The sequence below is a fragment of the Escherichia sp. Marseille-Q3837 genome, from assembly GCF_916618735.1.
In the GTDB taxonomy this organism is placed as follows: domain Bacteria; phylum Pseudomonadota; class Gammaproteobacteria; order Enterobacterales; family Enterobacteriaceae; genus Escherichia; species Escherichia ruysiae.
Genome location: NZ_CAKAKC010000001.1, coordinates 950677 through 977111, shown reverse-complemented (window position 1 = coordinate 977111; position 26435 = coordinate 950677). Strand labels below are relative to the sequence as shown.

Here is a 26435-nt window from a genome sequence, read left to right as displayed (position 1 = left end):
AGTCATTTCTCCTTCTAAGAAGCGAGTAAGTACCTGCAAATCCGAAGATTCGCATATGCTCCCTGACGGCGAGCATGGAAATGTCAGGCCGCGCCTGGCGGCCTTAGAGAATTAGTTGATTTCGATACGGCGCGGTTTTTTCGCTTCCGGAATCACGCGTTCAAGATCGATATACAGCAGCCCGTTCACCAGGTTAGCGCCACGAACATGAATGTTCTCAGCTAACTGGAATTTGCGTTCGAAGTTGCGTTCTGCGATGCCCTGGTACAGATAGGTGCGCTCTTTTTGTTCGTCAGCATGGGCACCTTTCACCACCAACAGATTGTCCTGGGCGGTAATTTCCAGTTCACTCTCAGCAAACCCCGCGACAGCGATAGCAATGCGGTAATGGTTTTCGTCTACCAGCTCAACGTTATACGGAGGGTAGCCACCATTACTCTGGCTCTGGTTGTTTTCTAAGTGGTTAAACAAACGGTCAAATCCAATAGCAGAACGGTAAAGCGGGGATAAATCAAAGTTACGCATAATTAATAGCTCCTGAAATCAGCGAGAATATAAGACCTTCCACAATGGACAGGTCGGGTAGCCAGAACACCCATCAGGCGCGCTCTCATCAGCTACGGTATAAAAATGGGTCTGGATATGCACTTTTCAAGCCTTTCCAACGGACTTTTTTTTGCAGTTTGTGGTCTATTGCATAGACTGGAGGACAGCACGAAACGTTAAAGTGCGATAGCCGCCACAGTGCGACATGATGATGATGTTATTTTCGGCAAGGGATCGCTATAACACATCATGCCAACACCCACGATTAACAGATGAATTTATTATGATAAGAAATGTGTTGTTAGCGTCCATGATATGCAGCGGAATGACATTACTCGGAGGATGCTCCAGCGTAATGTCCCATACCGGAGGTAAGGAGGGAACGTATCCCGGCACCCGCGCCAGTGTCACTATGATTGGCGATGACACAACAAACTGGGGAACCAAATCGCTGGCGATTCTCGATATGCCATTTACCGCAGTCATGGACACACTTTTGCTGCCGTGGGATGCGTTCCGCAAAGACAGTTCGGTGCGCTCGCGCGTGGAAAAAAGCGAAGCCGACGCGCAAGCCATCAATGCCGTTATTCCACCAGCCAGAATGCCAGCGAACTGACTAGCGACCCGTTTCGGTGATCCACAGCTGACCTGCTTCCATCCACGCCAGCCATTTACCGTCCGGCGAGAAGACCACGGCGTCTGCCGAAGGTGGGTTGGCGTGATTATCAGTTAAATACTCAACTTCACCGCTTTGCGCATGTACGCAGGCAATGCGGTTATCCAGCACAACTCCCAGCCACTCTCCTGATGGATGCCAGTTAAATGCAGACTGGATATCCGTTTTGTTATGGGTTAACTGGCGCGGCTCGCCTCCCTGTGGCGAGATAAGCCACAGTTGCACAATGCCGTTATCATCACGCATTAAAAACGCGATTTGCGTACCCTGTGGATTACAGCGCACCCAGTGGCGCGGGACGTTGACTAACCCCGGATAAGTCCGATGGTGTGTAAAGGTTAAACGTCGCTGCACGACGCCACGCGGCGGCGCGGGCAGGGTCGATTCAGTTCCGCTTAACGGCGCATCACCTGCTGCTTTCCAGCCGTTTTCGTCTTGCGGCAACTCAACAATAAACAGCTCTGGTACTTTCTCGCCCTTTTGCGAAAGCGTGTCGCCAATAAATGCCAGCGCGTGATTTCCTACCCATCCCTCTTCATAAGCGCGATTGATTTCATCACTGCCAGGCTGCGGCGCGGGCGTAGTTTTACTCACCAGCACGCACCAGTGGCTACCGCTGTATTCACGCGGATGCTGCTTTTGTACGTTGACCGGGCCAAACGGTACGGCAACCCCGACGTTTCGCAAATCCAGCGCCGAATCGAGTTCATGCATTACATGGTCGTTATAGGTAAAACTCACCATTTCACCGTTCGGGCTAAAAACATGCACATGGCTGCCGCCACGTAGCGCCCCTGGGGTGTACGGAACGGTAATATCCATTGCATCGAGATTACTCACCTTTCCACTTTCAACAATCACGCCACGGCGGTGATGGAAATCGTAATGCCATGTTTCATCAGGATTTTCAGGGCCGTGGATGAAGACATATTTCTCTGACTTCGGATGAACGGTCACCACGCCGACGTGTGCGCCCTGTGACGCCCGGTAGATAACCTCGACCTCGCCGGTATGGATATTCACGCGCTCAATGGTCTCGCCGGTAAACGACGCGCCAGAAGGACGCACATCAAACACCAGCCACTGGCTGTCAGGTGTCCAGGTATTGGTATTGGTGAGCAGGTGATTTCGTGAAGCGTTGGTGAGTTGTTTCATGGCGTGATCCTGATACAAAACGTTTCCCGCCATCATACTTCACAAGGACTTCACTTTCAGACAATAGTCTTTTGCCATCGTGATGAATGTGAGTAAAAAGATGGAACATTTCGACGTGGCGATTATTGGCCTCGGCCCGGCGGGGTCGGCGTTGGCGCGGCAGTTAGCAGGCAAAATGCAGGTGATCGCGCTGGATAAAAAGCACCAGTGCGGTACTGAAGGTTTCAGCAAGCCTTGTGGTGGTCTGCTGGCACCGGACGCGCAGCGTTCTTTTATTCGCGATGGACTGACGCTTCCTGTCGATGTGATCGCCAATCCGCAGATTTTCAGCGTCAAAACCGTCGACGTCGCCGCATCGCTCACGCGTAACTACCAGCGGAGCTATATCAATATTAATCGCCATGCCTTCGACTTGTGGATGAAGTCGCTGATCCCCGCCAGCGTTGAGGTTTACCACGACAGCCTGTGTCGAAAAATCTGGCGTGAGGATGATAAATGGCATGTCATTTTTCGTGCAGACGGCTGGGAGCAGCATATTACCGCCCGTTATCTGGTGGGTGCCGATGGCGCAAACTCGATGGTGCGGCGACATCTTTATCCGGATCATCAGATTCGTAAATATGTCGCTATCCAGCAGTGGTTCGCAGAGAAGCATCCGGTGCCGTTCTACTCCTGCATCTTTGATAATGCGATAACGGACTGTTATTCATGGAGTATCAGCAAAGACGGTTATTTTATCTTTGGCGGTGCCTATCCGATGAAAGACGGTCAGGCGCGTTTCGCGGCGCTGAAAGAGAAAATGAACGCCTTTCAGTTCCAGTTTGGCAAAGCGGTGAAAAGTGAAAAATGCACGGTGCTGTTTCCCTCACGCTGGCAGGATTTTGTCTGCGGTAAGGACAACGCCTTTCTGATTGGTGAAGCGGCGGGATTTATCAGCGCCAGTTCTCTGGAAGGGATTAGCTATGCGCTGGACAGTGCGGAAATACTGCGTTCTGTGTTACTGAAGCAGCCAGAGAAGCTCAATGCCGCTTACTGGCGCGCCACCCGCAAACTGCGTTTAAAACTCTTCGGCAAGATAGTAAAAAGCCGATGCTTGACTGCACCTGCCTTAAGAAAGTGGATTATGCGCAGTGGTGTGTCGCATATTTCGCAGATGAATTGCGCCGGGCACTATTCTGAAAGCAGGGTGCTTTATCCTAAATAAGTGAAAAGAAAGGTATGCTTGCAGCTGTTTCATTGTTGTTTAAAGGATTAATCATGAGTTTGAATTTTAAGGGATTTTTTAAGGCTGCCAGTTTATGTTCTTTGGCATTCGCGTTGACCGGATGTATCACCTGGGGGTTGGTTTCCAATACCGCAAGCCGTCCACATGCCGAGCAATGGCGGTCAGATACGATTAAGGGTTTATCGCTGGCAGAGGATAGTAACGGTACGAAAGGCTATGTTTTTGTTGGTGAATCGTTGGACTATCTGTTGACCACCGGCGGCGGTGAGGTGGTTAAAATGCTGAACGATCCGGCAATTCATGGCGAAAGAATCACCGTTTCTGATAACGCGAAATTTATTTTAAGCAGCAGTAATAAGAATTTCTCTGGTGCTATTACGCTCTATTACGACTGGAACAACGAGGAAGATAAAGCTCTGGCGACACAATATGGCTTTGTGTGTGATTCTCTGCGTTGTACATGGATGCTGGACGGCCTGAAAGGCTCTATCCACCAGAAAAATAAAAAAGCGGATTACTCAAACGTGATGGTTTTCCATCAGCCCTTTACGGTGGGATTTTATGAGTACAAAACAACAAATGGCGTCCCGCGCGGACTCGCTAATGTACTGCTGCCAGTCACCATTACGCTGGATATTGTGACTTCACCACTCCAGTTCCTGATTTTATGCACGACCAGAAATTGTTAATCGCTGCGGGCAAACGCGTTTATGCTGTTTGCCCGCCCACAGATTAATTCAGCACATACTTTTCGATTGCAAACGCCACGCCATCTTCAAGGTTGGATTTGGTGACAAAGTTCGCCACTTCTTTCACCGAAGGAATAGCGTTATCCATCGCCACACCGACGCCTGCATATTCAATCATTGCGATGTCGTTTTCCTGATCGCCAATCGCCATAATTTCTTCCGGTTTAATGCCAAGCACTTCCGCCAGCGATTTCACGCCAGTGCCTTTATTGACGCGTTTATCGAGGATTTCGAGGAAGTACGGCGCACTTTTCAGCACGGTGTATTTCTCTTTTACTTCCTGCGGAATGCGCGCGATGGCCTGGTCGAGGATGGCGGGTTCATCAATCATCATCACTTTCAGGAACTGGGTGTCAGGGTTCATTTTCTCCGCCTCGCAGAACACCAGCGGAATGGTGGCAACAAATGATTCGTGCACCGTGTAATAGCTGATGTCACGGTTGGCGGTGTACAGCGTGGTGCGATCCAGCGCGTGGAAATGGGAACCGACTTCACGAGAGAGTTTTTCCAGGAAACGGTAGTCATCATAGCTCAGGGCTGTTTGCGCCACGGTGCTACCATCAGCGGCTTTCTGCACCAGCGCGCCATTGTAAGTAATGCAGTAGTCGCCCGGCTGTTCCATATGCAGTTCTTTCAGGTAGTTGTGAACGCCTGCATAAGGGCGCCCCGTCGTCAGTACGACATTCACGCCACGGGCGCGAGCTGCGGCAATCGCATTTTTAACGGCGGGTGAAATGGTGTGATCGGGCAGCAGAAGGGTGCCATCCATATCGATAGCAATGAGTTTGATAGCCATGAGTTCCCCAGGTAGATTGGTTCCTGACTCATGCTAACGCGATTCCGCTCAAAAATCAGTACAACACCCGAGGGAAAAGGGGGATGCAACGCGTGTTGCGTGCTCCCCTTTTGCTTAGCGGAAGAGTTTCCCTTTCAGCAACTCCATGCCTGCGGAAAGCAGATCGTTATTGGCTTGTGGTGACACTTCACCCTGCGGTGAAAGAGCATCAATAATCTTCGGCAATTGTTCCGCCAGTAAGCTGGAAGCAGCACGGGTATCTACGCCGAGTTTTTGCCCGAGATCGGACACCGCGTTTGTGCCGAGCGCCGACTCCAGTTGCTCGCCGCTCACCGGCTGATTGCCCTGTTGATTACTCAACCAGGTTGAGAGAATGGCACCTAAACCGCCACTTTGCAGTTTTTCCAGCAGCACCTGGATGCCTCCCTGTTCCTCAACCCAACTTAAAATCGCCTGATATTTTCCCGCATCGCCTTTCAGAAAGGCACCGACAACTTCATCAAAAAGCCCCATGATATTCACCTGTAAAGCGTTACGTGTTGACTCAAAAAGTATAGTTCTGCGGGATGATAATTGCGGATTGCAGAAATAAAAAGAGCGGAGATCATCTCCGCCCTTTTATTACTTATAGCTTCTTGCCGGATGCGGCATGAACACCTTATCCTGCCCACAAAACACTGCAAATTCAATATATTGCAGAAGTTTCGTAGGCCTGATAAGCGAGCGTAGCGCATCAGGCACGCTCGCATTTTAAATATCGATATTCGCCGCTTTCAGGGCGTTTTCTTCGATAAACGCACGGCGCGGTTCTACGGCGTCGCCCATCAGCGTGGTGAACAATTGGTCGGCGGCAATCGCATCTTTAACGGTAACGCGCAGCATACGGCGGCTTTCCGGATCCATTGTGGTTTCCCACAACTGTTCCGGGTTCATCTCGCCCAGACCTTTATAACGCTGGATGGAGAGGCCGCGACGGGACTCTTTCACCAGCCAGTCCAGCGCCTGCTCGAAGCTGGCTACCGGCTGACGACGCTCGCCACGTTCGATAAACGCATCATCTTCCAGCAGACCGCGCAGTTTCTCGCCCAGCGTGCAGATACGACGATATTCGCCGCCGGTGATAAACTCGTGATCCAGCGGATAGTCAGTATCCACGCCGTGGGTACGCACGCGAACAATCGGCTCGAACAGGTTTTTCTCGGCATTGGTGTGGACATCAAACTTCCACTGGCTGCCGTGCTGTTCTTTGTCGTTCAGTTCGCTGACCAGCGCGTTCACCCAGCGGGTCACAATCTGCTCGTCAGAGAGATCCGCTTCCGTCAGCGTCGGCTGATAGATAAGCTCTTTCAGCATTGCTTTCGGATAGCGACGTTCCATGCGAACGATCATTTTCTGCGCCGCATTGTACTCCGACACCAGTTTTTCTAACGCTTCACCAGCTAAAGCTGGTGCACTGGCGTTGGTATGCAAAGATGCACCATCCAGAGCGATAGAAATTTGGTACTGATCCATCGCTTCATCGTCTTTAATGTACTGCTCCTGCTTGCCTTTCTTCACTTTGTACAGCGGCGGCTGAGCAATGTAGACGTGACCGCGTTCAACGATTTCCGGCATCTGACGATAGAAGAAGGTCAACAGCAGCGTACGAATGTGCGAGCCGTCGACGTCCGCATCGGTCATGATGATGATGCTGTGATAACGCAGTTTGTCCGGGTTGTACTCGTCACGACCGATACCGCAACCAAGCGCGGTGATAAGCGTCGCCACTTCCTGGGAAGCAAGCATCTTATCGAAACGGGCTTTCTCAACGTTGAGGATTTTACCCTTCAGCGGCAGAATCGCCTGGTTCTTGCGGTTACGCCCCTGCTTCGCAGAGCCGCCCGCAGAGTCCCCTTCCACAAGGTACAGTTCGGAAAGCGCCGGGTCGCGCTCCTGACAGTCCGCCAGTTTGCCCGGCAGGCCAGCTAAGTCCAGCGCGCCTTTACGACGGGTCATTTCACGGGCGCGACGCGCAGCTTCACGCGCACGAGCGGCATCAATGATTTTGCCGACCACGATTTTCGCGTCGGTTGGGTTTTCCAGCAGGTATTCTGCCAGCAGTTCGTTCATCTGCTGTTCTACCGCCGATTTCACCTCAGAAGAAACCAGTTTGTCTTTGGTCTGGGAGGAAAATTTCGGATCCGGCACTTTCACGGAAACGACCGCAATCAGGCCTTCACGCGCATCGTCACCGGTGGCGCTGACTTTGGCTTTTTTGCTGTAGCCTTCTTTGTCCATGTAGGCGTTCAGGGTACGGGTCATCGCCGCACGGAAGCCTGCCAGGTGAGTACCGCCGTCACGCTGCGGAATGTTGTTAGTAAAGCAGTAGATGTTTTCCTGGAAGCCATCGTTCCACTGCAATGCCACTTCGACACCGATACCGTCTTTTTCGGTGGAGAAGTAGAAGATATTCGGGTGGATTGGCGTTTTGTTCTTGTTCAGATATTCAACGAATGCCTTGATACCGCCTTCATAGTGGAAGTGGTCTTCTTTACCATCACGTTTGTCTTTCAGGCGAATGGAAACGCCGGAGTTGAGGAACGACAACTCACGCAGACGTTTCGCCAGAATTTCATATTCAAACTCGGTCACATTGGTGAACGTTTCGAGGCTTGGCCAGAAACGAACCATAGTGCCGGTTTTATCAGTATCGCCGGTAACCGCCAGCGGTGCCTGCGGTACGCCGTGCTCGTAGATCTGACGGTGAATTTTACCTTCACGCTGGATAACCAGCTCCAGTTTTTGCGACAGGGCGTTTACTACCGAAACACCAACGCCGTGCAGACCGCCGGACACTTTATAGGAGTTATCGTCAAATTTACCGCCCGCGTGCAGGACGGTCATGATCACTTCCGCCGCCGATACGCCCTCTTCCGGGTGAATACCGGTCGGAATGCCGCGCCCATCATCCTGTACAGAGACAGAGTTATCGGCGTGAATGGTGACGATAATTTCTTTACAGTGACCCGCGAGCGCTTCGTCGATAGCGTTATCTACCACCTCGAATACCATGTGGTGCAGACCGGTGCCGTCATCCGTGTCGCCGATATACATACCAGGGCGCTTACGCACCGCATCCAGCCCTTTCAGGACTTTGATACTGGAGGAGTCATAAGAATTCGACATCAACGTTTCTCGCTCATTTATACTTGGGTTAATCCGTTATTTTACCCTTTTCCACGGTAAACATCTTCGAATTTTCGTCCGACATGTCTATAACGTGTTCAGCACTTATCGCACTGACAAAGACCTGTGATTGCGTCGCTTTTAAGCGACTGGCAAGCAGTCCGCGACGCTCATCATCAAGCTCAGAGGCAAAATCATCTATCAGGTAGAGACACCGCCGCCCGCTTTCACGGGTGAGGAACTCTCCTTGCGCCAGACGTAAGGCGCACATCAGCAGCTTTAGCTGCCCACGCGATAAGGTATCTTCCACCGGCGCACCGTCGGCGCGAATGCGTAAGTCCGCTTTGTGCGGGCCGTGCGCGGTGTAGGTTAGCTGGCGATCGCGTTCAAAATTACGTTCCAGCACCTCAGCGTATTCTGTCTCTTTCTCCCAGCCGCGCTGAAAAGAGAAAGTCAGAGAAAACTCCGGGAGAAATTGCTTACAGGTATCGGCCATATCGGCGGCGATACCGGCGCTGTACTGGGCGCGCCAGGTGCTGATTTGCTCCGCCAGCGGGATCAGTTCTTTATCCCACGGGCGTAGCTGCTCGTAACGAGTCACCTGGCGCAGCGCCGCATTGCGCTGCTTGAGCAAACGCTTGAGATTGCTCCAGGCGGTGAAAAATCCAGGTTCGTTGTGAAAGCATCCCCAGTCGAGGAATGCTCTTCTGTATTTCGGGCCGCCGTTGAGTAAAGTAAACCCTTCTGGCGTTATCAGTTGCATCGGCATCAGATGCGCCAGCTCCGCAACTTTATGCCCGTCAGTACCGTCAATGCGGACTTTGCTGTCGCCCTGTTTATCTTTGGTTAAGCCAATTGCCGTCTCACGCTCTTCGCCCTGTAATCGCCCGTGGAGAATAAACGCCTCCTGCTCATGGCGAATGACGCGACCAATCTGCAAACTACGAAACGCCCGACCGTGACCGAGCGTATAGATGGCTTCCAGCACGCTGGTTTTGCCACTGCCGTTGGCACCCACCAGAAAGTTAAAGCCAGGAGATAAAGCGAGATCCGCGTTTTCGATATTGCGGAAATCGCGGATCAACAAGCGGGTGAGGGACATTACAGTCTCATTGGCATGACAACATAGGCAGCCGACTGTGATGCGGCATCTTCAATCTGCACGCTGGAAACCGAATCGGTCAGCATCATACGCACGTTTTCGCATTTCAGCGCGTTCAGAACATCCAGCACATAGCTAACGTTGAAGCCGATTTCCATTTCTGCACCGCTATAGGTGACGTCGAGGATCTCTTCCGCTTCTTCCTGTTCCGGGTTGTTGGCGGTAATTTTCAACTGGTTTTCACTGACATACAGGCGCACACCACGGAATTTCTCGTTAGAGAGAATCGCCGCACGAGCAAACGCCTGTTTGAGCAGATCACAGCCAGCTTCCAGATGTTTATCCGGGTTCTTCGGCAGAACTCGACGGTAATCCGGGAAACGACCGTCCACCAGTTTGGAGGTGAAGATAAAGTCGCCAACGTGGGCGCGAATGTTGTTGCTGCCAATCTGCACGCGCAGCGGATTGTCGCCACCGTCGAGCATACGCATTAGTTCAATCACACCTTTACGCGGCACAATCACCGAATGGCTTGGCAAAGACTGACCAATCGGCATTGAGCAGACCGCCAGACGGTGACCGTCAGTTGCCACAGTGCGCAGCTCTTCGCCTTCGGTTTCGAACAACATACCGTTTAAATAATAGCGAACGTCCTGATGCGCCATTGAAAACTGGGTCGCTTCAATCAGACGCTTCATCGTCGCCTGCGGCAGGGTAAATTCGACTTCGCTCTGCCAGTCATCGAGGTTCGGGAAATCCGCCGCTGGCAGGGTAGAGAGTGAAAAACGGCTACGCCCGGAGCGCACCAGCATCCGCTCACCTTCCAGTTGCACGGCAATTTCCGCGCCTTCAGGCAGACCACGGCAGATATCAAAGAATTTGCGCGCCGGAACGGTCGTCGCCCCTGGTTCGTGCGGCTGAATCAGCGCAACACGTGCCACCATTTCCATCTCGAGATCAGTACCGGTCAGCGACAACGTACCGTCAGCAACCTGTAACAGCAGATTACCGAGAATCGGTAGCGTAGGACGACCACCTAACGGACCGCTCACCTGTTGTAGCGGTTTTAATAAATGCTCACGTTCTACGGTAAATTTCATAGGATTAAGATGACAATGTTCTGATTAAATTTGAAAAATCTTCTTTGATATCATGGCTTTCTTCACGCAACTGCTCGATCTTACGGCAAGCATGAAGCACCGTCGTGTGGTCACGACCACCAAACGCATCGCCGATCTCTGGCAGACTGTGGTTAGTCAGCTCTTTCGCCAGCGCCATCGCCATCTGGCGCGGACGCGCCACCGAGCGAGATCGACGCTTGGAAAGGAGATCCGCGACTTTGATCTTGTAGTACTCCGCCACCGTCTTTTGAATATTGTCGATGGTGACCAGTTTTTCCTGCAATGCCAGCAAATCGCGCAGCGCCTCACGCACGAAGTCGATGGTGATCGCCCGTCCGGTAAAGTTAGCGTTAGCAATGACGCGGTTCAGTGCCCCTTCCAGCTCACGCACGTTAGATCGTAGACGCTTGGCGATAAAGAACGCCACTTCGCCCGGCAAACGAATGTCGTTTTCGTCGGCCTTTTTCATCAGGATCGCCACGCGGGTTTCCAGCTCTGGCGGTTCGATCGCCACAGTCAGTCCCCAGCCAAAGCGGGATTTCAAACGATCCTCAACGCCGTTGATCTCTTTCGGATAGCGATCCGAGGTGAGAATGATCTGCTGATTACCTTCAAGCAGGGCGTTGAAGGTGTGGAAAAACTCTTCCTGGGATCGTTCTTTATTAGCAAAAAACTGAATATCGTCGATCAGCAGCGCATCTACGGAACGGTAGTAGCGTTTAAACTCTTCAATCGCGTTGTTTTGCAGAGCTTTTACCATGTCCTGCACAAAACGTTCGGAGTGCATATAAACCACTTTGGCATTGGGCTTGCGCGCCATAATGCCATTGCCCACCGCATGGAGCAGGTGAGTTTTCCCCAGCCCCGTGCCGCCATAAAGGAACAGCGGGTTATAGGCGCCGCCAGGGTTGTCTGCCACCTGGCGAGCCGCCGCGCGCGCCAGTTGGTTAGATTTACCTTCGACGAAGTTATCAAATGTATGTTTAACGTTAACGTTGGAACGATAGGTCGGTTCTGCCGGAGCCGGAACGTTATCCCAACCCGAGCGCGCCGCAGGTGCAGCACGTTGCGGTTGCACCTGAGCGGCCTGAGCTGGTGCAACGGTGTTACTGGCAGGGACTTTCAGCGTTTGTGTCACGGGCTTTGTGCCCACTTCAAAACGCAGCTGTGGGGCATCCGCTCCGCAGAAACTGGTTAGCAGTCCATTGATATTATTGAGGTACTTGTCCCGTACCCAGTCGAGGACAAAACGGTTTGGCGCGTACAAGGCCAGCGTGTTATCGCTCAGTTCCGCCTGCAATGGGCGTATCCACATACTAAATTCTGTGGCTGGTAACTCATCCTGCAATCGGGCAAGACACTGCTGCCAAAGCGAAAGTGACACGGCGGACTCCACTCGAACAAAAGTCGATTATGACTAAGGCTGAAACATTCATGATTGTTGACGCACGTCGAAAAGACCCTGCATGAGGGTGACGCACGAACCGCTGTCTGCGGTTATATGCCCGATCAAGATCCTGCAAAACGATCGGGACCGAGGATCATAGCCTAAACTGCGCAAGAGATCTTCTGTTTCTCACAGATTTTCCCGATTTATCCACAGGACTTTCCAGAACCCGTTAAGTGTAAACGATCCAGGCGCAAGGCGGGCACGATTTAGGCCGCATATTGGAAAATTTAATGACCATAAACAAAATTAGTCTTAATCGATCTAATAAAGATCCTGAGCGATCCTTGCGCTTTACCTGGTAGCCCGTATAATCCTCCACCCGGCGCGCAATGCTGGTTTTCACCGGTATACAGTTGCACTTTTTCCCTGTGAAAAGGTGCGGAAAAGCGCGGTAAATAAGGAAAGAGAATTGACTCCGGAGTGTACAATTATTACAATCCGGCCTCTTTAATCACCCATGGCTTCGGTGTCCATCGTTCGATTTTCGGACGGATATCCAATAAAGCCATTGAATTTATTCAAGTTTAGGTAGAAATCGCCATGAAACGCACTTTTCAACCGTCTGTACTGAAGCGCAACCGTTCTCACGGCTTCCGTGCTCGTATGGCTACTAAAAATGGTCGTCAGGTACTGGCACGTCGTCGTGCTAAAGGCCGTGCTCGTCTGACCGTTTCTAAGTAATAAAGCTAACCCCTGAGTGGTTAAGCTCGCATTTCCCAGGGAGTTACGCTTGTTAACTCCCAGTCAATTCACATTCGTCTTCCAGCAGCCACAACGGGCTGGCACGCCGCAAATCACCATCCTCGGCCGCCTGAATTCGCTGGGGCATCCCCGTATCGGTCTTACAGTCGCCAAGAAAAACGTTCGACGAGCGCATGAACGCAATCGGATTAAACGTCTGACGCGTGAAAGCTTCCGTCTACGCCAACATGAACTCCCGGCTATGGATTTCGTGGTGGTGGCGAAAAAAGGGGTTGCCGACCTCGATAACCGTGCTCTCTCGGAAGCGTTGGAAAAATTATGGCGCCGCCACTGTCGCCTGGCTCGCGGGTCCTGATAGCCCTTATTCGGGTCTACCAACGCCTGATTAGTCCGCTACTCGGGCCGCATTGTCGTTTCACTCCAACCTGTTCAAGCTACGGAATTGAGGCATTGCGCAGGTTTGGAGTGATAAAAGGCAGTTGGTTGACGGTGAAACGCGTATTAAAATGCCACCCTTTACACCCTGGTGGTGACGATCCCGTCCCGCCCGGACCATTTGATACCAGAGAACACTAACGATGGATTCGCAACGCAATCTTTTAGTCATCGCTTTGCTGTTCGTGTCTTTCATGATCTGGCAAGCCTGGGAGCAGGATAAAAACCCGCAACCTCAGGTTCAACAGACCACGCAGACAACGACCACCGCAGCGGGTAGCGCCGCCGACCAGGGCGTACCGGCCAGTGGCCAGGGGAAACTGATTTCGGTTAAAACCGACGTGCTTGATCTGACCATCAACACCCGTGGTGGTGATGTTGAGCAGGCCCTGCTGCCGGCTTACCCGAAAGAACTGAACTCTACCCAGCCGTTCCAGCTGCTGGAAACCTCACCGCAGTTTATTTATCAGGCACAGAGCGGTCTGACCGGTCGTGATGGCCCGGATAACCCGGCTAACGGCCCGCGTCCGCTGTATAACGTCGAAAAAGACGCTTATGTGCTGGCTGAAGGCCAAAACGAACTGCAGGTGCCGATGACGTATACCGACGCGGCAGGCAACACGTTTACCAAAACGTTTGTCCTGAAACGTGGTGATTACGCTGTCAACGTCAACTACAACGTGCAGAACGCTGGCGAAAAACCGCTGGAGATCTCCACCTTTGGTCAGTTGAAGCAATCCATCACTCTGCCACCGCATCTCGATACCGGAAGCAGCAACTTTGCGCTGCATACCTTCCGTGGCGCGGCGTACTCCACGCCTGACGAGAAGTACGAGAAATACAAGTTCGATACTATTGCTGACAACGAAAACCTGAACATCTCTTCGAAAGGTGGTTGGGTTGCGATGCTGCAACAGTATTTCGCAACTGCATGGATCCCGCATAACGACGGCACCAACAACTTCTATACCGCTAATCTGGGTAACGGCATTGCCGCTATCGGCTATAAGTCTCAGCCGGTACTGGTTCAGCCTGGTCAGACTGGCGCGATGAACAGCACCCTGTGGGTTGGCCCGGAAATCCAGGACAAAATGGCAGCTGTTGCTCCGCACCTGGATCTGACCGTTGATTACGGTTGGTTGTGGTTCATCTCTCAGCCGCTGTTCAAACTGCTGAAATGGATCCATAGCTTTGTGGGTAACTGGGGCTTCTCCATTATCATCATCACCTTTATCGTTCGTGGCATCATGTACCCGCTGACCAAAGCGCAGTACACCTCCATGGCGAAGATGCGTATGCTGCAGCCGAAGATTCAGGCAATGCGTGAGCGTCTGGGCGATGACAAACAGCGTATCAGCCAGGAAATGATGGCGCTGTACAAAGCTGAGAAGGTTAACCCGCTGGGTGGCTGCTTCCCGCTGCTGATCCAGATGCCAATCTTCCTGGCGTTGTACTACATGCTGATGGGTTCCGTTGAGCTGCGCCAGGCGCCGTTTGCACTGTGGATCCACGACCTGTCTGCACAGGACCCGTACTACATCCTGCCGATCCTGATGGGCGTAACGATGTTCTTCATTCAGAAGATGTCGCCGACCACCGTGACCGACCCGATGCAGCAGAAGATCATGACCTTTATGCCGGTCATCTTCACGGTGTTCTTCCTGTGGTTCCCGTCAGGTCTGGTGCTGTACTATATCGTCAGCAACCTGGTAACCATTATTCAGCAGCAGCTGATTTACCGTGGTCTGGAAAAACGTGGCCTGCATAGCCGCGAGAAGAAAAAATCCTGATTCGGTGAGTTTTCGCTAAAATAAGGGCGGTCAGTTGACCGCCTTTTTTCTTTTCGTAGTGCGGATAAGCACAGCGCATCCGCCACACAAAGCAACAGGAACATCATGAGCGATAATGACACTATCGTAGCCCAGGCCACGCCTCCTGGACGTGGCGGCGTTGGCATCCTGCGCATCTCCGGCTTCAAAGCCCGTGAAGTTGCCGAAACCGTGCTGGGTAAATTGCCTAAGCCGCGCTACGCCGATTATCTTCCGTTTAAAGACGCCGACGGCAGCGTGCTCGATCAGGGGATTGCGCTATGGTTCCCTGGCCCGAACTCGTTCACCGGTGAAGATGTGCTGGAACTGCAAGGTCATGGCGGTCCGGTGATCCTCGACCTGCTGTTAAAACGCATTCTGACCATTCCCGGCCTGCGGATTGCTCGCCCTGGTGAGTTTTCAGAACGCGCGTTTCTTAACGATAAACTCGATTTAGCCCAGGCCGAAGCGATTGCGGATCTTATCGACGCCAGCTCAGAACAGGCGGCTCGTTCGGCGCTTAACTCACTGCAAGGCGCGTTCTCCGCCCGGGTCAACCATCTGGTGGAAGCCCTCACCCACTTGCGCATTTACGTCGAAGCGGCGATTGATTTCCCCGATGAAGAGATCGATTTCCTCTCCGACGGCAAAATTGAAGCCCAACTCAATGACGTGATTGCCGACCTCGACGCAGTACGCGCCGAAGCACGTCAGGGTAGTCTGCTGCGCGAAGGGATGAAAGTAGTGATTGCCGGGCGCCCAAATGCCGGTAAATCGAGCCTGTTAAACGCGCTGGCAGGCCGTGAAGCGGCAATCGTGACTGATATAGCCGGAACCACGCGCGACGTGCTGCGTGAGCATATTCATATTGACGGGATGCCTCTACATATTATCGATACCGCCGGGCTACGAGAAGCCAGCGACGAAGTGGAACGTATTGGTATCGAGCGCGCGTGGCAGGAAATTGAACAGGCCGACCGCGTGCTGTTTATGGTCGATGGCACCACGACAGACGCCGTTGATCCAGCAGAGATCTGGCCGGAATTTATCGCCCGTCTGCCAGCGAAACTGCCGATCACCGTGGTGCGCAATAAAGCCGACATTACCGGCGAAACGCTGGGAATGAGCGAAGTGAACGGTCACGCGTTGATTCGTCTCTCTGCAAGGACTGGCGAAGGCGTGGATGTGTTGCGTAACCATCTCAAACAGAGCATGGGTTTCGACACGAATATGGAAGGTGGCTTCCTGGCGCGTCGTCGTCACCTGCAGGCGCTGGAACAAGCGGCGGAGCATCTGCAACAGGGCAAAGCGCAACTGTTAGGTGCATGGGCGGGTGAATTGCTTGCGGAAGAACTACGCCTGGCACAGCAAAACTTAAGCGAGATCACCGGGGAATTTACATCTGACGATCTGCTGGGGCGAATTTTCTCCAGCTTCTGTATCGGTAAGTAACCCGTACCTACAAAGCCGCATCCTGATTGCCTGATGCGGCTTTGCTTTCTTGTTAGCACTCTTATTATTACTCAACCCTTTTTATAAACCTTAACCTTCTCACGTAACTTATTTTCTTAAAAAAGCATTTAATATTGCTTCGTAATCGTTTGTGATTCGATTCACATTTAAACAATTTCAGAATAGACAAAAATCTTGAGTATTATACTGTAACGTCGTGTCTTTCGAGGATAAGTGCATTATGAATACCTTACATATATGTGTGACCTCAAAGTGGTTTAATATTGACAACAGAATTGTCGATCACCGCCCTTAATTTGCCCTTCTGTAGCCATCATCAGAACCAAACCGAATTAGATTCAATGTGATCTATTTGTTTGCTATATCTTAATTTTGCCTTTTGCAAAGGCTATCTCTCATTTATTTACTTGTTTTAGTAAATGATGGCTCTTGCATATATATCTGGCGAATTAATAGATATTGCAAATGTAATATTCACAGGGATCACTGCAATTAAAATAAATGAAGGATTATGCAATGGAAAACTTTAAACACCTCCCTGAACCGTTCCGCATTCGTGTTATTGAGCCAGTAAAACGTACCACTCGCGCTTATCGTGAAGAAGCGATTATTAAATCCGGTATGAACCCATTTCTGCTGGATAGCGAAGATGTGTTTATCGATTTACTGACCGACAGTGGCACCGGAGCGGTGACGCAGAGTATGCAGGCAGCGATGATGCGCGGCGACGAAGCCTACAGCGGCAGCCGCAGCTACTACGCATTAGCCGAGTCAGTGAAGAATATCTTTGGTTATCAATACACCATTCCGACTCACCAGGGGCGTGGCGCAGAGCAAATCTACATTCCGGTACTGATTAAAAAACGCGAGCAGGAAAAAGGGCTGGATCGCAGCAAAATGGTAGCGTTCTCGAACTATTTCTTCGACACCACTCAGGGGCATAGCCAGATTAACGGCTGTACCGTGCGTAACGTCTATATCAAAGAAGCCTTCGATACTGGCGTGCGTTACGACTTTAAAGGTAACTTTGACCTCGAAGGATTAGAACGCGGTATTGAGGAAGTTGGCCCGAATAACGTGCCATATATCGTTGCTACCATCACCAGTAACTCCGCAGGTGGTCAGCCGGTTTCACTGGCAAATATGAAAGCGATGTACAGCATTGCGAAGAAATATGACATTCCTGTAGTGATGGACTCCGCGCGCTTTGCTGAAAACGCCTATTTCATCAAGCAACGTGAAGCGGAATACAAAGACTGGACTATCGAGCAAATTACCCGCGAAACCTACAAATATGCCGATATGCTGGCAATGTCCGCCAAGAAAGATGCGATGGTGCCGATGGGCGGCCTGCTGTGCGTGAAAGACGACAGCTTCTTCGATGTCTATACCGAGTGCAGAACCCTTTGCGTGGTGCAGGAAGGCTTCCCGACTTATGGTGGTCTGGAAGGTGGCGCGATGGAGCGTCTGGCTGTGGGTCTGTATGATGGCATGAATCATGACTGGCTGGCCTATCGTATTGCACAGGTGCAGTATCTGGTCGATGGTCTGGAAGAGATTGGCGTTGTGTGCCAACAGGCGGGCGGTCACGCGGCGTTCGTTGATGCCGGTAAACTGTTGCCGCATATTCCGGCAGATCAGTTCCCGGCACAGGCGCTGGCGTGCGAGCTGTATAAAGTCGCCGGTATCCGTGCGGTAGAAATTGGTTCTTTCCTGTTAGGCCGCGATCCGAAAACCGGTAAACAACTGCCGTGCCCGGCAGAATTGCTGCGTTTAACCATTCCACGCGCAACATATACTCAAACACATATGGACTTTATTATTGAAGCCTTCAAACATGTGAAAGAGAACGCAGCAAATATTAAAGGGTTAACCTTTACCTACGAACCGAAAGTATTGCGTCACTTCACCGCAAAACTGAAAGAAGTTTAATTAATACACTCAGAGTGGCTATAAGGATGTTAGCCACTCCACTCCCTACATCCTCAATAACAAAAATAGCCTTCCTCTAAAGGTGGCATCATGACTGAACAAGCAGAAAAAAAACACTCTGCATTTTGGGGTGTTATGGTTATAGCAGGTACAGTAATCGGTGGAGGTATGTTTGCTTTACCTGTTGATCTTGCCGGTGCCTGGTTTTTCTGGGGTGCCTTTATCCTTATCATTGCCTGGTTTTCAATGCTACATTCTGGGTTACTTTTATTAGAAGCAAATTTAAATTATCCCGTCGGCTCCAGTTTTAATACCATCACTAAAGATTTAATCGGTAACACCTGGAACATTATCAGCGGCATTACCGTTGCCTTCGTTCTCTATATTCTCACTTACGCCTATATCTCCGCTAACGGCGCGATCATTAGCGAAACGATATCAATGAATCTGGGCTACCATGCCAATCCTCGCATTGTCGGGATCTGCACGGCCATTTTCGTCGCCAGCGTATTATGGATAAGTTCGTTAGCCGCCAGCCGTATCACGTCATTGTTCCTCGGGCTGAAGATTATCTCCTTTGTCATTGTGTTTGGCTCTTTCTTCTTCCAGGTCGATTATTCCGTTCTACGTGATGCCACCAGCACGACTGCGGGGACGTCTTACTTCCCGTACATTTTTATGGCTCTGCCAGTGTGCCTTGCGTCATTTGGTTTCCACGGCAATATTCCCAGCCTGATTATTTGCTATGGCAAACGTAAAGATAAGCTCATCAAAAGCGTGGTTTTCGGTTCGCTGCTGGCGCTGGTGATTTATCTCTTCTGGCTGTATTGCACGATGGGGAATATTCCGCGTGAAAGTTTTAAAGCGATTATCTCCTCCGGCGGCAACGTCGATTCACTGGTGAAATCGTTCCTCGGCACCAAACAACATGGCATTATCGAGTTTTGCCTGCTGGTGTTCTCCAACTTAGCTGTCGCCAGCTCGTTTTTTGGTGTCACGCTGGGGTTGTTCGATTATCTGGCGGATCTGTTTAAGATTGATAACTCCCACGGCGGGCGTTTCAAAACCGTGCTGTTAACCTTCCTGCCACCCTCGTTGTTGTATCTCGTCTTCCCGAATGGCTTTATTTACGGGATCGGCGGTGCCGGGCTGTGCGCCACTATCTGGGCGGTCATTATTCCCGCAGTGCTGGCAATCAAAGCCCGCAAGAAGTTTCCCAACCAGATGTTCACGGTTTGGGGCGGCAATCTCATTCCGGCGATTGTTATCCTCTTTGGTATAACTGTGATTTTATGCTGGTTCGGTAACGTCTTTAACGTGTTACCTAAATTTGGCTGATCCCTTCAAGAAGCCAGCTATTTTGCTGGCTTCTTGCCTCTCAGGAAATCTCTTTTGTCCAAATGGCAACTCGCCTGATCCTCCTTCACCACGTATGCTTTGCGTCACCTTACTATCAGGACGCTTTAACCCATGTCCCGCTTTTTAATTTGTAGTTTTGCCCTGGTTTTACTTTATCCCGCCGGGATTGATATGTACCTCGTTGGTTTACCGCGCATCGCCGCCGACCTCAATGCCAGCGAAGCGCAGTTACATATTGCGTTTTCCGTTTATCTGGCGGGAATGGCGGCAGCGATGTTATTTGCCGGTAAAGTGGCCGATCGTTCAGGAAGAAAACCGGTCGCCATACCCGGCGCGGCGCTATTTATTATCGCCTCGGTGTTCTGTTCACTGGCTGAAACCAGCGCGTTATTTCTTGCAGGACGCTTTCTACAGGGGCTGGGCGCGGGCTGTTGTTACGTGGTGGCGTTCGCCATTTTACGCGACACACTGGACGATCGACGTCGGGCAAAAGTACTGTCGTTACTCAACGGCATTACCTGCATCATTCCGGTGTTAGCGCCGGTACTCGGGCATCTGATTATGCTTAAATTCCCGTGGCAAAGCCTGTTCTGGGTAATGGCGATGATGGGCTTCGCAGTACTGATGTTGTCTTTATTTATTTTAAAAGAAACGCGCCCTGCTGCGCCTGTCGCTTCGGACAAACCACGAGAAGATACTGAATCGCTGCTTAACCGTTTTTTCCTCAGCCGTGTTGTTATCACCACCCTCAGCGTTTCGGTGATCCTCACCTTCGTGAATACGTCGCCTGTATTGATGATGGAAATCATGGGTTTTGAGCGCGGAGAATACGCCACCATTATGGCGCTGACCGCAGGCGTCAGTATGACCGTATCGTTCTCCACGCCGTTTGCATTGGGAATTTTTAAGCCGCGAACGCTGATGATCACCTCGCAGGTGTTATTCCTGGCGGCGGGTATCACCCTTGCCATTTCACCTTCCCACGTGATTTCTCTGTTTGGCATCACGCTGATTTGCGCCGGTTTTTCGGTAGGCTTCGGCGTGGCAATGAGTCAGGCGTTAGGGCCGTTTTCATTACGCGCAGGCGTGGCCAGTTCGACCTTAGGCATCGCGCAGGTTTGCGGTTCGTCACTGTGGATTTGGCTGGCAGCGGTGGTTGGTCTCAGCGCATGGAATATGCTGATCGGGATTCTGATTGCCTGTAGCATAGTGAGCCTGTTGCTGATTATGCTCGTCACACCTGGACGCCCTGTTACCGCTCATGAAGAAATCCATCACCACGCTTGATCTCAATTTGCTGCTCTGTCTGCAATTGCTGATGCAGGAGCGCAGCGTAACCAAAGCGGCGAAACGGATGAACGTAACGCCTTCGGCGGTGAGCAAGTCATTAGCAAAACTTCGGGCATGGTTTGATGATCCGCTCTTTGTGAACTCACCGCTGAGCCTGTCGCCCACACCGCTGATGGTCAGCATGGAACAAAATCTGGCGGAATGGATGCAAATGAGCAACCTGCTGCTGGATAAACCGCATCATGAAACGCCGCGCGGCCTTAAGTTTGAGTTAGCGGCGGAGTCACCGCTGATGATGATCATGTTTAACGCGTTATCGAAACAGATCTACCAGCGTTACCCGCAGGCGACTATTAAATTACGCAACTGGGATTACGATTCGCTGGATGCGATTACCCGTGGCGAAGTGGATATCGGTTTTTCCGGTCGTGAAAGTCATCCCCGTTCGCGGGAGCTACTAAGTTCGTTGCCGTTATCCATTGATTATGAAGTGCTGTTTAGTGATGTGCCCTGCGTCTGGCTACGCAAAGATCATCCGGCACTACGTGAAGCGTGGGATCTGGACACCTTTCTGCGTTATCCGCATATCAGCATTTGCTGGGAACAGAGCGATACGTGGGCGCTGGACAATGTGTTACAGGAGCTAGGCCGAGAACGCACGATTGCTATGAGTCTGCCAGAATTTGAGCAGGCGCTATTTATGGCGGCGCAGCCCGACAATCTGCTACTGGCGACCGCACCGCGCTACTGTCAGTACTACAATCAGCTCCACCAACTGCCGTTGGTTGCTCTCCCTCTCCCGTTTGATGAAATCCAGCAAAAAAAGCTGGAAGTACCGTTTACTCTGCTGTGGCACAAACGGAATAGCCATAACCCGAAGATCGTCTGGTTACGGGAAACCATTAAAAATATTTACGCCTCGATAGCATAATAAAATCGTATAAAATGCGACCACATTTCACGATAAAATGTAAAAAACATGTAATAAACTTATCCGAATCGAACTTTTCGCCACTTTAGTCTGTCCATAGTTCCAGCAAATGATTACTCTTGTATTCATAATGGACCATTAAGCATGGAGCGAAAAATGGCGACTCACTTTGCCCGAGGGATTTTAACGGAAGGACATTTGATATCTGTTCGTCTCCCCTCCCGGTGTCATCAAGAAGCCCGAAATCTTCCCCCTCATCGTCAAAGTCGTTTTCTGGCGTCCAGAGGTTTACTCGCAGAACTGATGTCTATGCTGTATGGCATAAGCGAATTACCAGAGATCGTCACCCAGGCTAAAGGAAAGCCGGTTTTCCTCGATAAAAATTTGCCATCATTTTCAATATCCTATGCCGGAAATATGGTCGGCGTAGCGTTAACAACCGAAGGTGAGTGTGGTCTCGATATGGAGCTACAGCGCGCAACACGCGGGTTTCATAGTCCCCATGCACCCGATAACCCTATTTTTTCCAGCAATGAATCGTTATGGATCAGTAAGCAGAACGATCCTAATGAAGCACGAGCGCAACTCATTACTTTGCGCCGAAGCGTGCTAAAACTTACCGGCGATGTACTGAATGACGACCCGCGCGATCTGCAATTGCTGCCCATTGCCGGACGCCTGAAATGTGCCCATGTAAATCATGTAGAAGCGTTATGCGACGCAGAGGACGTGCTGGTGTGGTCCGTGGCGGTCACTCCAGCGATTGAGAAGCTCAGTGTCTGGGAGTTAGATGGTAAGCAAGGCTGGAAAAGTCTGCCGGATATTCACAGTCGCGCCAACAACCCCACCAGCCGGATGATGCGTTTTGCCCAGCTATCTACCGTGAAGTCTTTTTCGCCAAATTGATAGACAACCACAGGAGTCATCATGTCTGAAAAATTGAAGGTGGTTACGTTACTGGGGAGCCTGCGCAAAGGCTCATTTAATGGCATGGTTGCACGTACACTGCCGAAAATTGCCCCTGCGGGTATGGAAGTCAATGCGTTACCTTCCATTGCCGACATTCCTCTGTATGACGCTGACGTACAGCAGGAAGAAGGTTTTCCAGCGACAGTTGAAGCTCTGGCGGAACAAATTCGCCAAGCTGACGGCGTGGTGATCGTCACGCCGGAATATAACTACTCCGTGCCGGGCGGACTGAAAAATGCCATCGACTGGCTATCTCGCCTGCCGGATCAACCGCTGGCCGGTAAACCGGTGTTGATTCAGACCAGCTCAATGGGCGTGATTGGCGGCGCGCGCTGCCAGTATCACCTGCGCCAGATTCTGGTTTTTCTCGACGCGATGGTAATGAACAAACCGGAGTTTATGGGCGGTGTGATTCAGAACAAAGTCGATCCACAAACCGGAGAAGTGATTGATCAAGGAACACTGGATCATCTGACCGGACAATTGACCGCATTTGGCGAGTTTATTCAGCGGGTGAAACTCTAAATAAAAAACCCGCCAGCGGTAACTCATGGCGGGTTTTTTAACGAGTTATCGATTTTAGTGGGCGTCGATAAACACGATCTTCAGGATAAACAGCAGCGCAACGATGATTACGCACGGGCTTAGATCACGCAGACGTCCGGTGCCGATTTTCATCACGCAGTAGGAAATGAAGCCCAGCGCAATACCTTCAGTAATCGAAAAGCTGAACGGCATCATCACGGCGGTAATAAACGCCGGAACGGATTCAGTAAGATCCTGCCATTTCACGCGAGCAAGACTTGAGGTCATCAGTACGCCCACGTAGATCAGCGCGCCAGCAGCAGCATAGCCAGGCACCATTCCCGCCAGCGGTGACAGAAAGATAACCAGCAGGAATAGCAGGCCGACAACCACTGCCGTCAGACCGGTACGACCGCCAACGGAAACACCAGAAGAGGACTCAATATACGCCGTGACGGAAGATGTACCGATAAAGGAACCGGTAACAGAAGAGATACTGTCGACATACAGCGCCTGCTTCATGCGCGGGAATTTACCTTTCTCATCCGCCAGACCCGCTTTATCGGTTACGCCAATCAACGTACCGGAGGAGTCAAACAGGTTGACCAGCATGAAAGAGAAAATTACCCCTGCCAGACCGAGGTTTAATGACCCGGCTAAATCCACATGACCCACTACCGTCATCACGCTCGGCGGCGCGGAGACAATGCCGTTGTAGTGCACATCACCCAGCATCCAGCCCAAAAGCGTCGTCACCACGATGGAAACCAGTACCGCCGCGTGAATGTTGCGCGAGGCCAGAATAGCAATGATGAAGAAGCCGAGGATACCCAGCAGCACGCTGTGAGAAGTCAGGTTACCGATGCTGACCAGCGTTTCCGGGTTAGCGACAATGACACCTGCGTTTTTCAGCCCCATCATACCAATGAACAGGCCGATACCGCTGGTGATCCCCACACGCAGACTCACTGGAATGTTGGCAATCATCCAGTAGCGAACGCGGAAAATCGTCAGTAACAGCAGACCAATCGCGCCCCAGAAAATGGCGCCCATCCCGACCTGCCATGGCAAGCCCATCGCCTGCACCACAACAAAGGCGAAGAACGCATTCAGACCCATAGCGGGAGCCAGCGCGACTGGCAGGTTAGCAAACAGCCCCATCAGAATACTGCCGAACGCAGCAATCAGACAGGTGGTGACGAAGACGGCGCTGGTGTCCATGCCAGCGACGCCAAGAATTTGCGGGTTAACAAAAACGATGTAAACCATCGTCAGGAAGGTGGTAAAACCAGCGATCACTTCGGTTCGTGCCGTCGTGCCATGTTCGCGCAGTTTAAACACGCGTTCCAGCATCCCCTGGCCAGAAGCCTGGGTTGTGTGTTGTTGACTCATTATCTATTTCCGAACAAGGAGGGAAAATCCGTCGCTATCGTATACCAAAATGAGACAATATGGACGGCTGAAGATAACTTTTTTTCATTGTATTTGCTTATACGGCAACGATTGCGTCGCGCCAATCTGCATGACGAAAACGTTAAACTAACGATAAAGGAAAGACATGTCCCAGATAGAAGCGGTATTTTTCGACTGCGACGGTACGCTGGTCGATAGCGAGGTTATTTGCTCTCGCGCCTATGTCACGATGTTCAGGAAATTTGGCATTCACGTTGACCTGGAAGAAATTTTTACCCGTTTTAAAGGCGTAAAACTCTACGAAATCATCGACATCATTAGCAAAGAACAGGGCGTAGAAATGGTTCGTGCCGATGCCGAGCACGTTTATCGTGCGGAAGTGGCACGTCTGTTTGATAGCGAACTGGAGGTGATTGCGGGTGCTAACGAATTGCTGGCGAGCGTTAACGTGCCGATGTGCGTCGTCTCTAACGGCCCAGTCAGCAAAATGCAACATTCGCTTGGCAAACTCAATATGCTGCACTATTTCCCGGAAAAACTGTTCAGCGGTTACGATATCCAACGCTGGAAACCCGATCCGGCGTTAATGTTCCATGCGGCAAAAGCGATGAATGTGAACGTTGAAAACTGCATTCTGGTTGATGACTCCAGCGCCGGTGCGCAGTCAGGAATCGATGCCGGTATGGAAGTGTTTTACTTCTGCGCTGACCCGCACAATAAGCCGATCGTTCATCCGAAAGTCACTACTTTTACCCATCTTTCACAGTTACCGGAACTCTGGAAGGCTCGCGGCTGGGATATCACTCAGTAAATAAAGAGACCGGTGATATATCTCACCGGTCAGATTACGTACTCGCAGATTGCCTGATGCGGCATACGGTTAGCGTGAGGCTTTCGGATCTTTCTCTGCCAGCAGTTTATCCAGCTCATCGCCGCCGACGTGACGGAAATCCTGCCCTTTCACGTAGTAGAAGATATATTCACAGATATTCTGACAACGGTCACCGATACGTTCGATTGAACGCGCACAGAACAGCGCGGTAAGTACGCTCGGAATAGTGCGCGAATCTTCCATCATGTAGGTCATCAGCTGACGAACAATACCTTCGTACTCCTGATCGACTTTTTTATCTTCACGATAAATTCGTACCGCTTCGTCAATATCCATGCGCGCGAACGCGTCCAGTACGTCATGCAGCATCTGGATTGTGTGACGCCCCAGAGATTCCAGACTTACCAGCAACGGCTGATGCTGCTGGGAGAATTTCTCCAGCGCAGTACGGCAGATTTTGTCCGCCACGTCGCCAATACGCTCCAGTTCGGCGATGGTCTTGCTTATCACCATCACCAGACGCAGGTCACTCGCCGTCGGCTGACGTTTAGCAATAATGCGCACACAGGCTTCATCGATTGCCACTTCCATCATGTTGACGTTTTTGTCGCCTTCGATCACACGCTTCGCCAGATCGCTATCCTGATTGTGCATGGCGGTGATGGCATCAGTAAGCTGTTGCTCCACCATACCGCCCATGGTCATCACCTGCGTGCGGATGCTTTCCAGTTCGGCATTGAACTGGCCAGAAATATGTTTATTAAGATTGAGACTGTCCATA

At 51.3% G+C, this 26435-nt stretch carries 26 protein-coding genes and 1 other annotated feature; of the genes, 16 read left to right on the top strand and 10 right to left on the bottom strand.

Translation table 11 applies throughout. The features are described 5' to 3' along the window. Window positions 1–111 precede the first annotated feature (111 nt). The gene (gene ibpA / locus LG381_RS04630; protein ID WP_001243437.1) at window positions 112–525 is read right to left on the bottom strand and encodes a small heat shock chaperone IbpA; all 414 of its coding nucleotides are present in this window, start codon (window positions 523–525) and stop codon (window positions 112–114) included. Then, window positions 519–591: a sequence feature (ROSE (Repression Of Heat Shock gene Expression) occurs in the 5'-region of heat shock genes and acts as an RNA thermometer to modulate expression.), on the bottom strand. It overlaps the preceding gene by 7 nt. Window positions 592–829: 238 nt before the next feature. Here ibpA and LG381_RS04625 point away from each other — a divergent pair. After that, window positions 830–1162 (top strand): YceK/YidQ family lipoprotein, encoded by a 333-nt coding sequence (locus LG381_RS04625; RefSeq protein ID WP_064732606.1) that lies wholly within the window; start codon window positions 830–832, stop codon window positions 1160–1162. Here LG381_RS04625 and LG381_RS04620 read toward each other — a convergent pair whose 3' ends face one another. Continuing rightward, complete coding sequence (locus LG381_RS04620) at window positions 1163–2377, bottom strand: DUF3748 domain-containing protein (RefSeq protein ID WP_225762077.1); 1215 nt, start codon at window positions 2375–2377, stop codon at window positions 1163–1165. A 100-nt stretch (window positions 2378–2477) separates the two neighbouring features. On the opposite strand from LG381_RS04620, the gene cbrA reads away from it, so the two are divergent. Then, a complete protein-coding gene (gene cbrA, locus LG381_RS04615) occupies window positions 2478–3581 on the top strand; it encodes a colicin M resistance lipid reductase CbrA (protein ID WP_225762076.1) in 1104 nt (367 codons plus the stop codon). 53 nt (window positions 3582–3634) lie between these two features. Then, a complete protein-coding gene (locus tag LG381_RS04610; RefSeq protein ID WP_222680600.1) occupies window positions 3635–4291 on the top strand; it encodes a hypothetical protein in 657 nt (218 codons plus the stop codon). Between the two features lie 43 nt (window positions 4292–4334). Here the strand turns inward: LG381_RS04610 and yidA are convergent, their stop codons facing one another. The 6 genes from yidA to dnaA all read right to left on the bottom strand — a co-directional run bounded on the left by yidA (window position 4335) and on the right by dnaA (window position 11919). Next, a complete protein-coding gene (yidA, locus tag LG381_RS04605) occupies window positions 4335–5147 on the bottom strand; it encodes a sugar-phosphatase (protein WP_000985555.1) in 813 nt (270 codons plus the stop codon). A 114-nt stretch (window positions 5148–5261) separates the two neighbouring features. After that, a complete protein-coding gene (locus LG381_RS04600; protein ID WP_000522198.1) occupies window positions 5262–5660 on the bottom strand; it encodes a YidB family protein in 399 nt (132 codons plus the stop codon). A 237-nt stretch (window positions 5661–5897) separates the two neighbouring features. Continuing rightward, window positions 5898–8312 carry a DNA topoisomerase (ATP-hydrolyzing) subunit B gene (gene gyrB, locus LG381_RS04595; RefSeq protein ID WP_225762075.1) on the bottom strand — a complete coding sequence of 805 codons (2415 nt, stop codon included), beginning with the start codon at window positions 8310–8312 and terminating at the stop codon, window positions 5898–5900. Window positions 8313–8340: 28 nt separating this feature from the next. Continuing rightward, complete coding sequence (recF, locus tag LG381_RS04590) at window positions 8341–9414, bottom strand: DNA replication/repair protein RecF (RefSeq protein ID WP_000060090.1); 1074 nt, start codon at window positions 9412–9414, stop codon at window positions 8341–8343. Then, window positions 9414–10514 (bottom strand): DNA polymerase III subunit beta, encoded by a 1101-nt coding sequence (gene dnaN / locus LG381_RS04585; protein WP_000673456.1) that lies wholly within the window; start codon window positions 10512–10514, stop codon window positions 9414–9416. The genes recF and dnaN overlap by 1 nt, the downstream gene beginning before the upstream one ends. A gap of 4 nt (window positions 10515–10518) precedes the next feature. Then, entirely contained in the window at window positions 10519–11919 is a 1401-nt protein-coding gene (gene dnaA / locus LG381_RS04580) for a chromosomal replication initiator protein DnaA (RefSeq protein ID WP_000059098.1), read from the bottom strand. 606 nt (window positions 11920–12525) lie between these two features. Here dnaA and rpmH point away from each other — a divergent pair. The 12 genes from rpmH to yieF all read left to right on the top strand — a co-directional run bounded on the left by rpmH (window position 12526) and on the right by yieF (window position 23409). Further along, window positions 12526–12666, top strand: a complete 141-nt coding sequence (gene rpmH / locus LG381_RS04575; RefSeq protein WP_000831330.1) for a 50S ribosomal protein L34 — start codon at window positions 12526–12528, stop codon at window positions 12664–12666. 16 nt (window positions 12667–12682) lie between these two features. Further along, a complete protein-coding gene (gene rnpA, locus LG381_RS04570; RefSeq protein ID WP_000239730.1) occupies window positions 12683–13042 on the top strand; it encodes a ribonuclease P protein component in 360 nt (119 codons plus the stop codon). After that, complete coding sequence (gene yidD, locus LG381_RS04565) at window positions 13006–13263, top strand: membrane protein insertion efficiency factor YidD (RefSeq protein WP_001307474.1); 258 nt, start codon at window positions 13006–13008, stop codon at window positions 13261–13263. Before rnpA ends, yidD begins: the two co-directional genes overlap by 37 nt. A gap of 2 nt (window positions 13264–13265) precedes the next feature. Next, entirely contained in the window at window positions 13266–14912 is a 1647-nt protein-coding gene (gene yidC, locus LG381_RS04560; RefSeq protein WP_000378289.1) for a membrane protein insertase YidC, read from the top strand. 105 nt (window positions 14913–15017) lie between these two features. Beyond that, entirely contained in the window at window positions 15018–16382 is a 1365-nt protein-coding gene (gene mnmE, locus LG381_RS04555; protein WP_001282346.1) for a tRNA uridine-5-carboxymethylaminomethyl(34) synthesis GTPase MnmE, read from the top strand. A 241-nt stretch (window positions 16383–16623) separates the two neighbouring features. Next, the gene (gene tnaC, locus LG381_RS04550) at window positions 16624–16698 is read left to right on the top strand and encodes a tryptophanase leader peptide (RefSeq protein ID WP_032147965.1); all 75 of its coding nucleotides are present in this window, start codon (window positions 16624–16626) and stop codon (window positions 16696–16698) included. Between the two features lie 221 nt (window positions 16699–16919). Beyond that, a complete protein-coding gene (tnaA, locus tag LG381_RS04545) occupies window positions 16920–18335 on the top strand; it encodes a tryptophanase (RefSeq protein WP_010347274.1) in 1416 nt (471 codons plus the stop codon). A 90-nt stretch (window positions 18336–18425) separates the two neighbouring features. Then, window positions 18426–19673 carry a low affinity tryptophan permease TnaB gene (gene tnaB, locus LG381_RS04540; RefSeq protein ID WP_225762074.1) on the top strand — a complete coding sequence of 416 codons (1248 nt, stop codon included), beginning with the start codon at window positions 18426–18428 and terminating at the stop codon, window positions 19671–19673. 132 nt (window positions 19674–19805) lie between these two features. Continuing rightward, on the top strand, window positions 19806–20981 hold the full coding sequence (gene mdtL, locus LG381_RS04535) for a multidrug efflux MFS transporter MdtL (protein ID WP_225762073.1): 1176 nt from the start codon (window positions 19806–19808) through the stop codon (window positions 20979–20981). Next, the gene (gene yidZ / locus LG381_RS04530) at window positions 20956–21915 is read left to right on the top strand and encodes an HTH-type transcriptional regulator YidZ (protein ID WP_225762072.1); all 960 of its coding nucleotides are present in this window, start codon (window positions 20956–20958) and stop codon (window positions 21913–21915) included. Before mdtL ends, yidZ begins: the two co-directional genes overlap by 26 nt. Before the next feature lie 156 nt (window positions 21916–22071). After that, a complete protein-coding gene (locus tag LG381_RS04525; RefSeq protein WP_010347267.1) occupies window positions 22072–22821 on the top strand; it encodes a 4'-phosphopantetheinyl transferase superfamily protein in 750 nt (249 codons plus the stop codon). A 21-nt stretch (window positions 22822–22842) separates the two neighbouring features. Then, window positions 22843–23409 carry a class I chromate reductase YieF gene (gene yieF, locus LG381_RS04520; protein WP_001291116.1) on the top strand — a complete coding sequence of 189 codons (567 nt, stop codon included), beginning with the start codon at window positions 22843–22845 and terminating at the stop codon, window positions 23407–23409. A 54-nt stretch (window positions 23410–23463) separates the two neighbouring features. Here yieF and adeP read toward each other — a convergent pair whose 3' ends face one another. After that, window positions 23464–24801 carry an adenine permease AdeP gene (adeP, locus tag LG381_RS04515; RefSeq protein WP_010347264.1) on the bottom strand — a complete coding sequence of 446 codons (1338 nt, stop codon included), beginning with the start codon at window positions 24799–24801 and terminating at the stop codon, window positions 23464–23466. A 166-nt stretch (window positions 24802–24967) separates the two neighbouring features. Between adeP and yieH the strand changes: the two genes are divergently transcribed. Beyond that, on the top strand, window positions 24968–25633 hold the full coding sequence (yieH, locus tag LG381_RS04510; protein ID WP_222680593.1) for a 6-phosphogluconate phosphatase: 666 nt from the start codon (window positions 24968–24970) through the stop codon (window positions 25631–25633). Between the two features lie 69 nt (window positions 25634–25702). On the opposite strand, the gene phoU is transcribed toward yieH, so the two are convergent. Then, complete coding sequence (phoU, locus tag LG381_RS04505; protein ID WP_000377802.1) at window positions 25703–26434, bottom strand: phosphate signaling complex protein PhoU; 732 nt, start codon at window positions 26432–26434, stop codon at window positions 25703–25705. Between the last annotated feature and the right edge of the window lies 1 nt (window position 26435).